This is a genomic window from Pedobacter sp. D749 (assembly GCF_019317285.1).
GTDB lineage: Bacteria > Bacteroidota > Bacteroidia > Sphingobacteriales > Sphingobacteriaceae > Pedobacter.
In genome coordinates this window covers 2,509,451-2,525,110 of sequence record NZ_CP079218.1, presented here as the reverse complement: position 1 = coordinate 2,525,110, position 15,660 = coordinate 2,509,451, and the positions used below count along the sequence as shown (strand labels likewise).

The window sequence follows — 15,660 nt, the reverse complement described above, 5'->3', positions numbered from 1 at the left end:
CTAGTCCTGTTAAAATTGCTCCGTTTTAACAGGCACTTTTGATCTAACCATCCCATTTTATTTTTTTATAAAACACGGTTATTAACCGTTAGGGATTCGTTTTGTCCAAAATTTATCTTTTAACCAATTTTTAAAACACACACATGATCAAATTTTTAAAATCAATGGCATTCATCTTACTGCTCTTTATTACGCAGCAGGTATTTGCTCAAAATGTCACCGTTACCGGGACGGTAAAGTCGGCAGATGGCGAGACACTGCCCGGCGTTTCTATATTTATCAAAGAAACCAGGCAAACTACCATTTCTGATGGGAAAGGTGTTTTTTCTATCAGTGCGCCTGATCAAGGTACTTTAGTATTTTCTTATATCGGTTTTAAAACCCAGGAAATACAAATCAATAAAAATGCCGGGCCGATTTCAGTCATTCTTCAATCAAGCGATAATGCGCTGGATGAGGTAGTGGTTACCGCATTGGGAATTTCGAGGCAGAAAAAATCGCTCGGTTATGCTGTTCAGGAATTAAAAGGACAAGATCTGGCCGAAGCTAAAGAATCTAACCTGGTAAATGCACTGGCTGGAAAAATAGCCGGAGTTAGGGTAACGAACAGTCAGGGCAGCATGGGATCATCCCGCGTAGTCATCAGAGGAGAAACATCTATCGCCGGAAATAACCAGCCATTATTTGTGGTTGATGGGATTCCGGTAGATAACTCTCAGTTAAATTCTGCAGGCGCAAGAGATTATGCGAATGCCATTTCAGATATCAATCCAGAGGATATAGAATCAATTAGTGTGCTAAAAGGACCAAATGCTGCGGCATTATATGGCTCGAGGGCTGCCGGTGGGGTGATCTTGATTAAAACCAAAACAGGTAAATCGAAAAAAGGATTGGGTATTGATATTAACTCCAATGCCGTTTTAGAAACATTGCTCACCCTGCCGGTTTATCAAAATGCTTTTGGTCAGGGATCAGAAGGGAAGTTCAGTTATGTGGATGGCGCAGGTAAAGGTATTAATGATGGGGTAGATGAGAGCTGGGGGCCAAAACTGGATGGAAGATTAATTCCGCAGTTTTTTTCAAAAGGAGTTGCGGTTCCATTTATAGCCCATCCAGATAACGTACGCGATTTCTTTCAAACCGGATATTCATTAAATAATGGGGTATCGGTCGCAGATGCTGGCGAAAAGTACGATTACCGCATCTCCTACAATAACCTGAAACAAGTAGGCATTGTGCCGAATTCTGGACAGGGCAAAAACTCATTTGTATTAAATACGTCACTGAAGATAACACCAAAACTAACCTTAACGGCTAATGCGAATTATAGCAAACTTAATTCAGATAATTTGCCTGGCACAGGAGGTTCACGTTCAACAAGTACCATGTTACAGTTTACGTGGTTTGGCCGTCAGGTTGATATTAACCAGTTAAAAAACTATTTGGATGAAAATGGAAAAACGTTTAACTGGAATAACAGCTATTATAGCAACCCATATTGGGTAGCTTACGAAAATACAGTTTCGCAGAACCGCAGTCGCATTATCGGTAGTTTAGCCCTTAATTATAAAATTATTGACGGACTTGATTTCAATTTCAGATCGGGTACGGATTATTACAACGACAGGCGTAAAGTTAGAATCGCTTATGGTACGAACGGAACACCTTTTGGCTCTTACACTGAAAGTGCCTTTACCGTAAGCGAGAATAATACCGATGCAACCTTAAACTTTAACAAGCAGTTAAATGATGATTTTAGCTTAGAATTATTGGGTGGTGGTAACATCCGCAGGCAATATATTGAGCAGAATGATCAAAGTGCACCTAAACTAGCCATCGCAGGACTTTATACCCTTAAAAACTCTCGTGATCCTCTTATTTCATCTAATAATTTATCGCGTTTAAAATCATATAGTGTTTATGCATCAGGTCAGATCGGTTTCAGAAATTACCTTTTTGCCAACATCACCGCACGTAACGATTGGTCGTCTACTTTGCCAGCACAGAACAGATCTTATTTTTACCCGTCATTTAACGGAAGTTTTGTAGCCACCGAAGCATTTGACATTAAAAGTGAAGCCCTTAATTATTTGAAAATACGTGGGGGCTGGTCTAAAGTAGGTAAAGATGCAGATCCTTATCGTTTGATCAATACTTATGCATTTAGTGCGCCTTTTAACGCAAACCCTCAGCTTACCACAAGTAATATCGACCTTAATCCTAACCTTAAACCAGAAACTACCACTTCAACAGAACTCGGCGTTGAGGCTGTTTTCTTTAACAAAAGGTTACGTTTAGATTTAAGTGCATACAATACCAATAGTTACAATCAGATTTTGGCTGCCGATGTAAGTCATAGTACCGGATTTAGCTCAAAACTGCTTAATGCCGGAAAAATAAACAACAAGGGTATAGAAGCACAATTGGGCATCACCCCAATCAAAAAAACTTTTACATGGGATATTGATTTCAATTTCGCAGCAAACAGAAGTAGGGTAATTGAACTCGATGCAGAGAAATTATTAACGAATTACATTGTCGCTACCAACTCAGCACAGGTGATTGCTACCGTTGGACAACCTTATGGATCGCTTTTCGGAACAGCCTTTTTAAGAGATGGTAATGGAAATATTATTGTAAATGCCACAGGCGCACCAGCTACAAACCCGACCAAACAGGTATTGGGAAAATATACACCAGATTGGATTGGTGGGGTGTACAATACTTTTACGTATAAAGGTATAAGTTTAGGCGTACTGGTTGATGCAAGTATTGGTGGTTCTATTTACAACGGTACCTATGCAACAGGCACTTATACCGGAGTCTTAGCCTCTACGCTTCCGGGAAGGGCAGCAGAATATGGCGGAATCTCCTATTATTATCCTGGTAACGATAAAGCCAACGGCACCGTAAGGGTAAACGGAACCGCTCCGACAGGTGTAACGGTTTATGATGACGGAATTGTTTTTGATGGCGTAACTGCCGATGGTAAACGCAATGAGAAAATATTGCCTGCTCAACAGTATTACAAAACCTTCAGAAATATAGACGAAGCAAATATTTTCGATGCTTCTTATGTTAAACTCCGTGAAGTAAAATTAAGCTATAATTTACCTGCAAAATGGCTCCGTCCGCTAAGTTTGCAAGGCGTTTCACTATCACTTGTGGGTCGCAACCTTTGGATAATTCACCGCAATACAGTGGATATTGATCCGGAAGTAGCCTTCAATACTGGCAACGGACAAGGGTTGGAAAGTTTATCTAATCCAAGCACACGCAGCTATGGTATCAACCTAAATGTTAAATTTTAAGCATTCCCATTATGAAAAATAAAAAACTATATATACTGGCCATTCTGGCAATTGCATTTTCATCTTGTAATAAAGAGCTGGATGAGGTGAATATTAATCCGAATGCTCCAGAAATTCCACAACCCGATTATTTACTTACTGGCACTACTAAAACTACAGCCGATACGTACTGGGGGGTAACCAATAATATGAACTCGAGCTTGCTTTTTGTACAACATTGGGCTAAGGTTCAGTATACCGAAGAAGATCGTTTTATATTTTCGAACAGTAGCTTTACCTCTTTATGGTCTACTGGCTATGCACAAAGTATTGCTGGCTTTAATAAAATTATCGAATTGGGCGATGCACAAAGCAATCCAAACTATAAAGGAGTTGCACTTGTATTAAGGTCGTGGGTATTTTTATTACTTACCGACACTTATGGGGATATACCATATTCACAGGCTGGAAAAATTAAACAGTTTGTTACGCCAGTTTACGATAAACAAAAGGATATTTATTATGGTATTCTTAATGATTTAAAGACTGCCCAGACAGCTTTAGATCCAGCTTCAGGAAAAGTTGTAAGCGGAGATGTGATTTATAGTGGTAATATTGCTTTATGGAAAAAGTTTGCCAATTCATTACGCCTTCGCATCGCTTTGCGTATTGCGGATAAAGAGCCAGCTAAAGCTAAACAGGTAATTGATGAAATACTTGCAGAAGGTGGCACTTATATTAATAGCAAATCGGAGAATGCACAACTTTTCTACAGTGATTCGCCACAGCAAAATCCGGTAGCAGCATCATTCGAAACCAGGAATGATTACCGGATCAGTAAAACCATCGTAGATAAACTTTTTGCGCTAAATGATCCAAGACTACCAGTTTATGCAAGCAAAACTGATAATGCAACACCTCAAACGTACGTAGGTATTCCGAACGGCTCAACAAATTCAGAAGCGAGTGCGATAGGTTTGGCAAATTCATCAAGACCAGGAACTTATTTTTTAGCACCTAAAGCACCTGCTGTGATTTTTAGCTATGCCGAGCTGCTTTTTGATAGGGCTGAAGCTGCTGCGAGAGGCTTTACTACAGAAAATGCAGCTGATCTGTATCAACAGGCCATCAGGGCATCATTTGATCAATACAGTATAGGTGGAAGTGCTGTTGATGATTATATTAATCAGGCTTCAGTACAATATGATGCTGGTAATTATAAAAAATCTATTGGTGAGCAAAAATGGATTGCTTTGTTTGGTCAAGGATTGGAAGCCTGGGCCGAGCAAAGAAGATTAGATTATCCGCAATTAACTGCATCTGTTAATACCGTTTTGAGTGGTAAAATTCCGGTGCGTTTTATTTATCCTGGTACAGAACAATCTTTAAACGGACAGAATTATAAAAATGCGGTAAGCAGTCAGGGTGCTGATTTATTAACCACCAAACTTTGGTTTGATGCTTTTTAGTTTTAATTCGTAAAAAAGAGGAAGTGTCTTTAAATGCAATAGGCTTTAAGATTCCCGCCTGCGCGGGAATGACGATCGCCCTGTAATAAAAAAACGTCCCGGTTTAAATCGGGACGTTTTTTTTGAGTCAGAGAAATAGATATTTAGCCTCTTCAGGCTCCTTATTTCTACAAGCTATTCATCTGGATAAATCTTCTGCGGCATTACTTACCCTTGTTTTCAGGTCTTCTGTATAACCTTTTGCTGTATCTGCCCATTGTGGTGCACGATCCAATAATTCGTCAACGATAGATTGTCCGGTAATTGGATCTTTCTTCGTGATATATTTTACGCCTGCATATACTGCAGCGCCAATAATTGCTGTTTTTAAAATTCCCATGTTCTTTTCTTTTTTAGTTAAACATTTTGAGTTCGTTAAAAGTTTTAGACGATTCTAAATAACTGTTGTTACAAATCCACTTTTTTAAGGAGATTTTAAGACTTACTTTACGTACCGGTATCAGTCCGGAAGTATGGTATTTATCCGAATATGTTAGCGAACGCTTTAAGATTGCTTTGTCGTTCCTTCTTATAATGACGATATTCCCTAGGGTGAATAAAGAGAGGGCGGGCCACAATTAAATATTCCGTGTTTTCCGGAAATCCATGGTCTTTTTAACCACTGAGTACACAGAGAAAAGATCCACAGAGGGCATTGAGTTAGGCGCTTAACTGGATTCTATGGTTAGTGTACCCAAACACCACTTGCGAATGTTGTTTGTATAGCTATCGGATTTAGCGCAGTGTAATGGAGATAATTTAGTTGATTATCTGATGCGGTACAACTAATTTGTTTCTATGTCGCTTACATTTAATATGGAATTAAAACTGCACGGTAACTTTAACAATTTCATAATACTGGCTAATCATCTTACTAATAAGATCGGTTCATATTTGTTTAACAAGGCGAACCAAATAATAAGAAGATTTAAGCACAATGATATGAGACTGATTTCTTGCGTAGCGCTATTAATGGTTATTCCAGCAATTGGGCTTTTAACCAAAGCGAATAAATTTACTGACAAAAAAAAGCCTGATGTGCCAGTACAAGAACAGGTTGTAAATGACTCAGCTTCATTTAAGTTGATTAATCGTGATGGTGCACCTTCTAACTTTGATCATAAACCTATTGTATATTCAACTGATTATCGATTGAGCGTTTTTAAGCCGCATAGTTCAACTAAGGGCGGTTATTTACAATTCGTAAAATAAAGTAGCTCTGTTGCTTTAAGAGAATAAATAGAAAATGGTTCCTGAAAGTGCTTTTGTTCATTTAATATAGACGCTGTCATGTTGAGCTTGTCGAAACGCCTCAGGGTATTTAGAAGGTCTTTCGACTACCGCCATTTACATAATAGAAAGGCTCGTCAATGACGATACCCCGAGGCTACTTCAAACTTCCAACTACTTATTATCCCACCAGATCAATGGAAACTTTATTTCATCAACAGAGCTTGCAATCATATCTGGTTTAAAAGCATAATGTCCTAAGGTATCCTTACTTGATATGCCCGAGAGCACTAAAATGGTTTTATAACCCATCTGTACACCTCCCTGTATATCAGTTTCCATGGTATCGCCAATAACGGTAGTTTCACTGGTTTCTAATCCCAGGAATTTACGTGCCGAACGCATCATCACCGGACTTGGTTTTCCTGTAACAAATGCTTTTCTGCCTGTTGCTTCTTCAATCATGGCCGTAGTTGCAGCGATTCCCAAATTATTCCATCCTGGTTTTTTGGGTGATGGATCTCTGTTCGTGGTGATAAATTTAGCCCCCGCAAGAATCATATCAACTGCGCGCTGAACCATTTCTAGCGTGAAGTTTCTACCTTCTCCCAATACCACAAACTCTGGATCGGTATTGACCAAAGTAATGCCATGATCGTGCAAACTGCTTAATAAACCACCTTCTCCCAATACATAAGCGGTACCGTTCGGACTTTGATCTGAAAGGAATTTTCCAGTAGCCATCGCACTGGTATACACATGGCTTTCTTCTACTTTTATACCAAGTCCTTTTAGTTTTCGCACAACCTCTAAAGCAGTTCGTTGGCTGTTGTTGGTCATAAATGCGAAAGGAATATCTTCATCAATTAAGTTTTTAATGAATTTATCAGCGCCAAATATTAATTCTTCCCCGCTATAAATCACCCCATCCATATCTATTAATAATCCTTGTTTCATATGTTTTGTAGATTTAATCTGTTTATGTGCAAACTTAATATTTTCTTGTTCAACCAATGTTAAAATAAAGTCTTTTGAATAGTCAGTTTTTTGGCCAAAATTATCAGGTGTATTTAAATAGTATTCTTTCTTGTGCATTTTATTTAATAAAAAATAATTCCCGGGCTGTAGCGTATCCTCAATTTGTACCGTATTCATGAAAAATCAAATTATGAGGAACGCCTTTAAAGTAACTTTCACCTTTTTAATTGCATTAAGCACTTTGAGCGCTTGCAAAAAGAAAAACGATAATCCAATGGATTTTACCATTGATGCACAAAATTTAACCACTTGTACCGAAGGAAACTGCTTGTATGAGTATGTTAACTATGCAGCAATGGCCGATCAGCAGGCGGAACTTACAACTGGTCAATACCGGATTTTTCTGGCTACGAAGAGTAATAACTTCAGCACCACGAGGGTATATATTCAAGCACCTATGCAGGATGATAAATTTTTATTAACTGATGCTGATATCCTGGCCGGAAAAGTAAAACATCTGTTTTCTTGTGCTTCATGTGATCATATTAACTTAACTCCAATTGCAGGTACTGTTAAAGGAATTAAAGTAGCTAACATTAATACATCAGCAGAAAAATGGCTGCTTGATGCTCATATTATTCTGGCTGTCGAGAAATCTAAAAAACCTGTAGATACCATCCACATTAAACAATATTTTAATTTAGCAGTGAAATAAGATGCGGCGCTTATGTAATAATTAAATGTAAATAGGCACCATTTTTCGCCAATAGTGGGGTCGGTGTGCATTACTTTCCCAGGTATGAAATTGGTTGGGTATACCTTTTTCCCACAACAAACTGCTAAGATGCTGGTTTCCGCTTAAAAAAGGATCAGTTTCACCTACAGCGAGAATTATTTCCATCTCTCTAACTGCAGATAGTAATTTATCATCGTTAAGATTAGCAATATACTGCGCTGGCATATTAAAATAAACCTTGTCGTCATGAAACCCGTTCAGTAGGTCTTTGAAATCGCCGATATTGTCTGTAAGGTCATATCTTCCACTTATGCCAACTGCTTTTTTAAATAACCAGGGGTATTTCATCGCCAGGTTTATAGCATGGTAAGCGCCCATGCTACAGCCAGCAGTTGCTACGTAATTGCCATCATTTTTCTGATAGATAAGCGATAAAACTTCTTCGAGAATATATTTTTCATATTGTAGATGCCTGTCTATCCGTACCGATGGAAATACTTTATCGTTATAAAAGCTTTCTCCATCTATACTGTCCACACAGAAAATTTGAAGTTCACCATTTTCTAGCTGCGCACTTAAAGAAGCTATGATTCCCCAGTTTTCGTAATCGTAAAACCTGGCCATACGGGTGGGAAAAAAGATAACCGCCCTGCCGGCATGACCAAAAACAAGGAGCTCCATGTCCCGCTTAAGATTCTGGCTGAACCATTTATGATATTCCCTGTTCATCGCGTTAATTCTTTAGTGGAAAATTAAGGCATCAATGTTATCAGAATATTAATTAAGCGTAATGATTAACCTAATTTCTCTTTAACAGTGTCGGCCCATAAACGATAACCTTCTTCATTCAGGTGAAGTCCGTCATGATCGTAAAGTACAGGGTTTGGCAGGCCATCTTTGTTGAGCATTTTCTTAAAAATGTCGATAAATTTCCAATGGCTATTAAGTTTAATAATTTCGCTTTCGATGAGGTTATTGGTGTATCTAAACTGATCGGCCATTTGCCAACGGCTAATGCTGGGTTTTAAGGAAATAAAATAACAGGGCAATATGCCAAACCGCTGATTCACTTTAACCATTAACTGCTGGAAAAAGATAAAGATCTCCTCTGGGTTTCTGCCATCACCAAGGTCATTATCGCCTGCATATACCACAAGTGCCTTCGGCCTGTAGTCTATCATAATCCGCTCAAAAAACCATACGCATGCTGCTAATGTAGAGCCTCCGAAGCCTAAATTAGTTACTTTCATGTAATCAAAATCATCTTCTAGACTTTTCCATAACCGGATAGATGAGCTGCCATAAAAAACAACCCCCGGATGCTCCCGGTCTAAACGATGTGCCCTTTCTAATTGTTTTACTTCTTCTTCGTACCAGTACATATCGTTAAAGATAAAAAGATCTGCCTCTTGAAGAAATGGATTGTATATTAAGTTTATGTTATCAGCAGTGGGTTCACTAGTTCATTAGTCATTGGTTCATTGGTCTTGAATGCATATTGCCCAAGGATAAGAACATTAAGTTTGGATGATTTACCTTAATGTCCTAAACTTCTTAATGGTTAGTTGATGTTAAGTATTTTACTATTAAGGGGATAAGAAATTAAGTTTGAGTGATCTACCTTAATGTCCTAAACTTCTTAATGGTCAATTAATTGGTGTATAGGTTTTACCATTAAGGGAATAAGAAAATTAAGTTTCAATAATCTACCTTAATGCCCTAAACTTCTTAATGGTTAGTTGCTGTTAAGTATTTTACCATTAAGGGAATAAGAACATTAAGTTTCAATGATCGCTCTTAACTGAATAGTAAAGAAATTAAGAATATAAGCTAAATTGTTTCAGGTCGTCCCATTTTTTTTAAAATACGGTAATGGGAGCGGAGTGCCGAAAGGAAAGTGGAGTTTTCGTGATAAGGCAATCCAAATTCTAATGCAGTTTGTTTTACAATTATGGAGATCCGGCCATAATGTACATGGCATATTTTAGGGAAAAGGTGATGTTCTATCTGTCGGTTCAACCCTCCAAGAAAAAATGCTGAGATTGGGGACTGGGTTGCAAAATTAGCTGTAGTACGCATTTGGTGTTCGGCCCAGACCTCTTCCATATTGCCTTCTGCATTGGTTGTTGGAAAAGTTGTTCCTTCCACCACATGAGCCAGTTGAAAAACAAGTCCCATGGTTAATCCTTGTGCCATGTGCAACACGATGAAACCGATTGCAACCTGCCACCATGAGATCGACATCACCAATATCGGCAAACCAATAAAAATAAAATAATAAAGAAATTTGTAGAAAAAGAGGTTAAAGTATTCAATCTTGGGATGCTTGTTCTGGCAGGCACCTACGCTTTTCTGGAAAAACTTTTTATAATCTTTACGAAACACCCAGGAAAGCGAAGCCAGACTATAAAGGGGAAAGGCATACCACTGCTGGAATCGTTGATGGGGTTTTAATTCATCCTCTGCGCAGATTCGGATTAAACCCGGTGCCACTTCAATATCTTCATCATGACCGGGGATATTGGTATAAGTATGGTGCACTACATTGTGCGTAATGTTCCATACATACGGACTAGCCCCAACCATATTAAAAAGAAAACTAAAAAATGAATTGGTGCGTTTAGCACTCGAAAACGAACCGTGGATAGCGTCGTGGCAGATATTAAAACCAATAAATGCACAAGTTGCGCCAAGTAAAATGGTGAGCCCTAAAATTATAGCGCTATGCAGGTTTAAAAGGAGTATTGAAAAGTAAAGTATCAGAAATATGGTAAGGAAAAGAAAGGCTTTAAACCACATCAATGCATTGGCATTAATACTTCTGTTGTTTTCTTTAAAGTCATTATTTACTCTGCGGCGAACTTCCGAGTAAAATGTATTCCCTGGTAAACATGGGAATTTTGCTTTTGATTTCATGATCTTGTGCGATAATCTACCCCATGTACGAGGTCGATGCTCCAAGTTCATTAAGCTTAATGTATAACCTGGCCAATTGGCCAAGCTTAGTTATAAACGTAAACTATTGTGTTTTAGTTTTGGCGAAGATAGTAAATTAACGGCGATACATCCGTTAACTGTTAAATTAAACAGTTCGAGTCTTGCATCCTGAAAACAAAAGGCATGCAAACTTAGCCCAACAATAGTTGTTTGGAAATTAAAATAAATGGAAACAAAGACTACTCGCTGTAGTTCCTCTTAGTAGCAGCATAAATATGGTACCAGATGTAAAGAATCCATATTAATACCACCGTGCTATAAACCAATTCGGGTTCAAATGAATCCCTGGTAATCAACAGCGCAATGGAGGAGATCAGGGCAGTCAGGAAGAAATAATGAATATTTTTCATAACGTACTGATTTGGTGAATACTGTATGTAGTAAATATAATGAAATGTATGCTGAAATTCAAATTTATTTGAAAATATTTGCCTGAATGTGATGATTTGAATCCTTTTTTACTTTTAAGATACTTTTGCTTGTGTTATTTAATGGTTTTTCACTGATTTATGTCGCAATTGTGGCTGTTTTACTGATATTTATTTGGTGAAACACTTAATTCGACTTTTGCTGCGATAGTTTGCAGAGATTATGGGTATTGTTTACTAATGAATTAAAACGACACAAAATTGTGGCAATAAGGAATTTATATTTTTTGTAAGTTTACCTCACACAAACTAACCAGAACAATAATACACCAATGATTAAATTTTCTTTAAGCTTAATTTCTTTTACGCTAGTTTTTTTTGGATTAAAAAACTTTTTTAGTGAATCAGAGATACAACGCGTATCGCCACCTGAACTAACAATCATCAATTTTGCCGGACCTGATGTTACACCTAGCCCAGCTTGTTTAGCTGTAGCGCCAACCGGAGAGGTATATGTTGGTGTTGATATGATCGGCTCTTTAGGTAAAGATCCTGGTAAAGGGCATATCCTTAAATTAATAGATAAGGATAACGATGGTAAAATGGATGAACATGTAGATTTTGCCGAAGTGGATAATCCCCGGGGTATTATTGTTCAAGGTAGCCAGGTGTATGTATTACATACCATTTTTTCGAAAGAAACAAAACAAGCTACAGGTATGAATTTAGTTGTTTTTGAAGATAAAGATGGTGATGGAAAGGCCGATGGACCTGAAAAACCACTAATTGAGCATATCAGTAATGCCAAATACATTCGCGAACGTGGTACCGATCATGCCACCAATGGCATAAGAATGGGAATTGACGGATGGATTTATATTTCTGTAGGAGATTTTGGATTCCACGACGCGGTAGACCGTTCAGGTAAAAAACTAACCATGTTAGGTGGCGGAATTATGCGCGTTCGTCCTGACGGAAATGAAATGGAAGTCTATACACACGGTACACGTAATGTTTATGATGTTGCCATTGATCCTTACATGAACGTTTTTACGAGGGAAAATACCAATGATGGTGGCGGATGGAATGTTCGTTTCTCGCACCACATACAATCTGGTGAATACGGTTACCCGGTTTTATTTCAGAATTTTACCGACGAAATTATACCTGCACTTGCTGATTTGGGTGGAGGATCGGGTACCGGAGCACTGTTTATGGATGAACCGAACTGGCCTGAACAATATAACCATGTGCCAATGATGGCCGATTGGGGCAGAAGCATGCTTTATATTCACAGAGTAACTGCTGATGGACCAACCTTTACACAGAAAGACGAGGAGTTTATTAAGCTACCTCAAATTACCGACCTTGATGTAGACGGTTCAGGAAGACTATATTTATCAGCCTGGGATGGTGCAGGTTATTCTGGTAGTCCGAATAAAGGCTACGTTGTTAGGGCAGTACCCAATAACTGGACATACAAAGCTTTTCCGGATGTTAAAAAAGCTTCAATTAAAAAACTAACAGAGTTACTTAAATCGAATAGTGCAGTAGCCCGTTTAACTGCTTCGCAGGAATTGGTTTTGCGCAATAATAAACAAGCTATCGCAACGGCTTTAAATGTTGCTTCCGATCAAAGTTTAGCGCTTGATGTGCGTATAGCCGGTATGTATACCTACGCACAGCTCACCAAAGAAAGTGGTATCACAACTTTAGTTGAATTTACCAAAGACAAAACACTTAAGGAATTTGCTTTAAAAGCACTTGCTGATCGCAAAGCTTATATAGACAAAGTACCTGTTGAACCATTTTTAGAAGGTTTAAAAGATTCTTCTCTTCGCGTTCAGGCAGCTTCGATTATTGGTTTAAACCGTTTGGGCAGGGCAGAGGTTGCCAATGTGCTTTTACAAACCAAGGTTCCTGCTTCATTTATAGCACCAGCAAAAGGCACTGAAGGTCCGCATGCTACGCCAAATGCAGCCATTATATTGCCACATCTTGCGGTACGTGCTTTAGTTGAGCTCAATGCCGTTGATGCGCTGCTCGCTACGGTTAAAACGGAAAACTCAACACTTGCACTTTGGGCATTACGCTACATGCATACCGAAAAAGTGGTTAACGGACTAATTGAAAACTACAAACAATCGACAGATGAAAAATTAAAACAGCAGATTCTGGTTACCTTAGGCCGTTTGTATAAAAAAGAAATTGCCTATGATGCTTCCTGGTGGTGGGGTACACGTCCGGATTCACATGGGCCATACTTTAAAGCCGTTTCATGGGAAGGTTCTCCTATTATCGAGAAATTCCTCAAAGAAGAAGCTACAAAAGCCGGAGCAAAAGGAAAACAATTTTATGTTGATTTAAATGCACGCCAAAGGATGGATATCCCTGAATTTGCCGAAGAAGAAAAAGTAGCGACAACCGAAGAACCAAAAATTGATCTGGATAAAATCAAAAACAAAAAAGGTCAGGTAGGTAAATCATCTATAGAAGATGTATTATTAGCTATCAATAAATTACAGGGCGACCCTTTAAAAGGAAAAAATATTTTCAATAGTCAAGGCTGTATTGCCTGCCATAGCTTGAGCAAAAGCGAGAAAATGAAAGGTCCTTTTATGGGACAGATCGGCTCAATCATGAACCGTGAGCAGATTGCAGAATCGATATTAAAACCTAATGCTTCAATTTCTCAGGGATTTGCTTCGGTAATGATTACCGCCAAAGGCGACCGTACGTATATAGGGTTTATTACTGAAGAAACCGCTGCTAAAGTGGTGCTTCGTAACATTGCAGGGGAAGTTTTCACCATTAAAGCAGGCGATATCCTGTCGAGAAAAGAAATGGAAACTTCGATGATGCCGGAAGGTTTGGCTAATTCATTATCATATGAAGAACTGGCTTCTTTAGTTACCTTTTTATCAGAACAGAAAAAATAATAAAGTAATAGCATTTCCGGTAGTATATCGATCGGAAATGCTATTTTAATTTGAGGTTGCTGCTAATAACAATTCCTGCGGATAATAATAATTTCCCCGTGAACCAACTGAAAGATATAACTGGAAATACTCACCGACTTAAAAATCGCAATGCGATATACTAGGCCAGATTTTTTATCAAAAGTGATCTCCTCACCGATATAAATCTTGTCTAATTCTTTTACAGTCGTTTCTACAGTTATCAACATCTATTGGTAACATTGCCAAATCGGTCTGGTTTTGAGAAACTGGTTTATTCTTATTCCTTAAAGGAGTATTTTTAACTCACTGGTCATTGGTTCAATGGTTCATTGTAGAAGGGTAGTCATCTTGATCCGATAGCTATTGGATATAGCGCAGCAGAATGGAAAGATCTATTCAGACAGATTTTGCTTCGCAGAATCTTCCGTTGTACCCCGCTCAAAATGAAGATAACTCTAGTGATTTTTAATCATAAATTAATTGCTGTCACTCATATTTATCGTTCAAATAGATTAATTTATTCCAAATTATCTACTAACCCTTCGACTCCGCTCAGGGTGACAAACCGAAGAAGGTTTAATCTTCTCCCCACTCCAGGCTAATCGACTTCCGACTATGGACTGCTGACTCCGGATTTTTTTGTTATTTCCCGGCAATTTTTATAATAAAACTCGATGAGTTGTTTTGGTTTAAAAAAACAAAACCTACATTAGCGATTAAATCTATATATCTAGTCGATGAGCAGATCGGCCAGATTTGACCACCAGCTATGGATAACCATTTTTTTGAACAAATTTTTAAAAAACCACTTGAGCAGCACAATATACCGCCGAATGAAGTAATATCGAAATGGGCCGAAAAATTGATCCAGCTACTTTTTCCAGAAAATGCGGCTAAAGCCTTTTCAACGGTTGAGGAAGTGAAAGAGCAGGTTTCTACTTTAGAACTCGAACTTTATGATATTATTTCGGCAAGTTGTAAATTAAGGAACAGCGAGTGTAAAAATGCAGCGGGTCAGTTTTTTGCAGAACTGTCATCGCTTTACCGTGTATTGAATACCGATATCCTGGCCATTTATGAAGGCGATCCGGCGGCACAAAGCAGGTTTGAGGTAATCAGAACTTATCCGGGGTTTTATGCCATCTGTTTCTACAGAATTGCCCATATGCTTTATAATTTCGGTATACCACTTGTTCCGAGGATACTGACTGAATACGCCCATTCTAAAACAGGCATTGATATCCATCCGGCAGCCAGTATTGGCGAGTACTTCCATATTGACCATGGAACGGGGATTGTTATCGGAGAAACCAGTACAATAGGCCGTTATGTCAAGCTTTATCAAGGGGTAACACTTGGTGCTTTGAGTGTTAAAAAAACATTGGCGGGCAGCAAACGCCATCCTACAGTAGAAGATAGGGTAGTTATCTATTCAGGTGCGACCATACTTGGTGGTGAAACCGTTATCGGGCATGATAGTATTATCGGGGGGAACGTATGGCTTACCGAAAGTATCCCTGCTTTTTCTACCGCTTATCATTCTCCAATAATTACCATTAGAAACCATAAAGAAACCAATTAATATATTAAAAT

The 15,660-nt window shown here is 38.5% G+C and carries 12 protein-coding genes; 6 read left to right on the top strand and 6 right to left on the bottom strand.

The window, feature by feature from the left end:
* Window positions 1–164 precede the first annotated feature (164 nt).
* Window positions 165–3,311 carry a SusC/RagA family TonB-linked outer membrane protein gene (locus KYH19_RS10125; protein ID WP_255562609.1) on the top strand — a complete coding sequence of 1,049 codons (3,147 nt, stop codon included), beginning with the start codon at window positions 165–167 and terminating at the stop codon, window positions 3,309–3,311.
* A gap of 11 nt (window positions 3,312–3,322) precedes the next feature.
* Window positions 3,323–4,759 (top strand): SusD/RagB family nutrient-binding outer membrane lipoprotein, encoded by a 1,437-nt coding sequence (locus KYH19_RS10120; protein WP_219078604.1) that lies wholly within the window; start codon window positions 3,323–3,325, stop codon window positions 4,757–4,759.
* Between the two features lie 178 nt (window positions 4,760–4,937).
* Here KYH19_RS10120 and KYH19_RS10115 read toward each other — a convergent pair whose 3' ends face one another.
* A complete protein-coding gene (locus KYH19_RS10115; RefSeq protein WP_219078603.1) occupies window positions 4,938–5,138 on the bottom strand; it encodes a YtxH domain-containing protein in 201 nt (66 codons plus the stop codon).
* Between the two features lie 476 nt (window positions 5,139–5,614).
* Here KYH19_RS10115 and KYH19_RS10110 point away from each other — a divergent pair, with 476 nt between their 5' ends.
* Window positions 5,615–6,010 (top strand): hypothetical protein, encoded by a 396-nt coding sequence (locus tag KYH19_RS10110; protein WP_219078602.1) that lies wholly within the window; start codon window positions 5,615–5,617, stop codon window positions 6,008–6,010.
* 192 nt (window positions 6,011–6,202) lie between these two features.
* Here KYH19_RS10110 and KYH19_RS10105 read toward each other — a convergent pair whose 3' ends face one another.
* The gene (locus KYH19_RS10105; protein ID WP_255562608.1) at window positions 6,203–7,183 is read right to left on the bottom strand and encodes an HAD-IIA family hydrolase; all 981 of its coding nucleotides are present in this window, start codon (window positions 7,181–7,183) and stop codon (window positions 6,203–6,205) included.
* On the opposite strand from KYH19_RS10105, the gene KYH19_RS10100 reads away from it, so the two are divergent.
* Window positions 7,182–7,721, top strand: a complete 540-nt coding sequence (locus KYH19_RS10100) for a hypothetical protein (protein WP_219078601.1) — start codon at window positions 7,182–7,184, stop codon at window positions 7,719–7,721. The two genes, KYH19_RS10105 and KYH19_RS10100, sit on opposite strands and share 2 nt — an antisense overlap.
* Window positions 7,722–7,742: 21 nt before the next feature.
* Here KYH19_RS10100 and KYH19_RS10095 read toward each other — a convergent pair whose 3' ends face one another.
* From KYH19_RS10095 to KYH19_RS10080, 4 genes are all read right to left on the bottom strand, one after another.
* Window positions 7,743–8,423, bottom strand: coding sequence for an esterase family protein (locus tag KYH19_RS10095; protein WP_219078600.1), 681 nt, complete (start codon window positions 8,421–8,423; stop codon window positions 7,743–7,745).
* Window positions 8,424–8,536: 113 nt separating this feature from the next.
* On the bottom strand, window positions 8,537–9,124 hold the full coding sequence (locus KYH19_RS10090; protein WP_219078599.1) for a GDSL-type esterase/lipase family protein: 588 nt from the start codon (window positions 9,122–9,124) through the stop codon (window positions 8,537–8,539).
* 448 nt (window positions 9,125–9,572) lie between these two features.
* On the bottom strand, window positions 9,573–10,658 hold the full coding sequence (locus KYH19_RS10085) for an acyl-CoA desaturase (protein ID WP_219078598.1): 1,086 nt from the start codon (window positions 10,656–10,658) through the stop codon (window positions 9,573–9,575).
* 260 nt (window positions 10,659–10,918) lie between these two features.
* Entirely contained in the window at window positions 10,919–11,089 is a 171-nt protein-coding gene (locus tag KYH19_RS10080; protein ID WP_165902621.1) for a hypothetical protein, read from the bottom strand.
* A gap of 350 nt (window positions 11,090–11,439) precedes the next feature.
* On the opposite strand from KYH19_RS10080, the gene KYH19_RS10075 reads away from it, so the two are divergent.
* Both KYH19_RS10075 and epsC read left to right on the top strand, forming a co-directional pair.
* Window positions 11,440–14,046: a PQQ-dependent sugar dehydrogenase gene (locus KYH19_RS10075; RefSeq protein WP_219078597.1), complete on the top strand. Its 2,607-nt coding sequence runs from the start codon at window positions 11,440–11,442 to the stop codon at window positions 14,044–14,046.
* A gap of 790 nt (window positions 14,047–14,836) precedes the next feature.
* Window positions 14,837–15,649: a serine O-acetyltransferase EpsC gene (gene epsC / locus KYH19_RS10070; RefSeq protein WP_219078596.1), complete on the top strand. Its 813-nt coding sequence runs from the start codon at window positions 14,837–14,839 to the stop codon at window positions 15,647–15,649.
* Window positions 15,650–15,660: the final 11 nt, after the last annotated feature.

Coding starts and splice junctions, on each gene's coding strand:
- KYH19_RS10110 (WP_219078602.1), top strand. CDS start 5,615: ATGGAATTAAAACTGCACGGTAACTTTAACAATTTCATAATACTGGCT.
- KYH19_RS10095 (WP_219078600.1), bottom strand. CDS start 8,423: ATGGAGCTCCTTGTTTTTGGTCATGCCGGCAGGGCGGTTATCTTTTTT.
- KYH19_RS10115 (WP_219078603.1), bottom strand. CDS start 5,138: ATGGGAATTTTAAAAACAGCAATTATTGGCGCTGCAGTATATGCAGGC.
- KYH19_RS10100 (WP_219078601.1), top strand. CDS start 7,182: ATGAAAAATCAAATTATGAGGAACGCCTTTAAAGTAACTTTCACCTTT.
- KYH19_RS10085 (WP_219078598.1), bottom strand. CDS start 10,658: ATGAAATCAAAAGCAAAATTCCCATGTTTACCAGGGAATACATTTTAC.
- KYH19_RS10090 (WP_219078599.1), bottom strand. CDS start 9,124: ATGTACTGGTACGAAGAAGAAGTAAAACAATTAGAAAGGGCACATCGT.
- KYH19_RS10105 (WP_255562608.1), bottom strand. CDS start 7,183: ATGAATACGGTACAAATTGAGGATACGCTACAGCCCGGGAATTATTTT.
- KYH19_RS10120 (WP_219078604.1), top strand. CDS start 3,323: ATGAAAAATAAAAAACTATATATACTGGCCATTCTGGCAATTGCATTT.
- epsC (WP_219078596.1), top strand. CDS start 14,837: ATGGATAACCATTTTTTTGAACAAATTTTTAAAAAACCACTTGAGCAG.
- KYH19_RS10080 (WP_165902621.1), bottom strand. CDS start 11,089: ATGAAAAATATTCATTATTTCTTCCTGACTGCCCTGATCTCCTCCATT.
- KYH19_RS10125 (WP_255562609.1), top strand. CDS start 165: ATGGCATTCATCTTACTGCTCTTTATTACGCAGCAGGTATTTGCTCAA.
- KYH19_RS10075 (WP_219078597.1), top strand. CDS start 11,440: ATGATTAAATTTTCTTTAAGCTTAATTTCTTTTACGCTAGTTTTTTTT.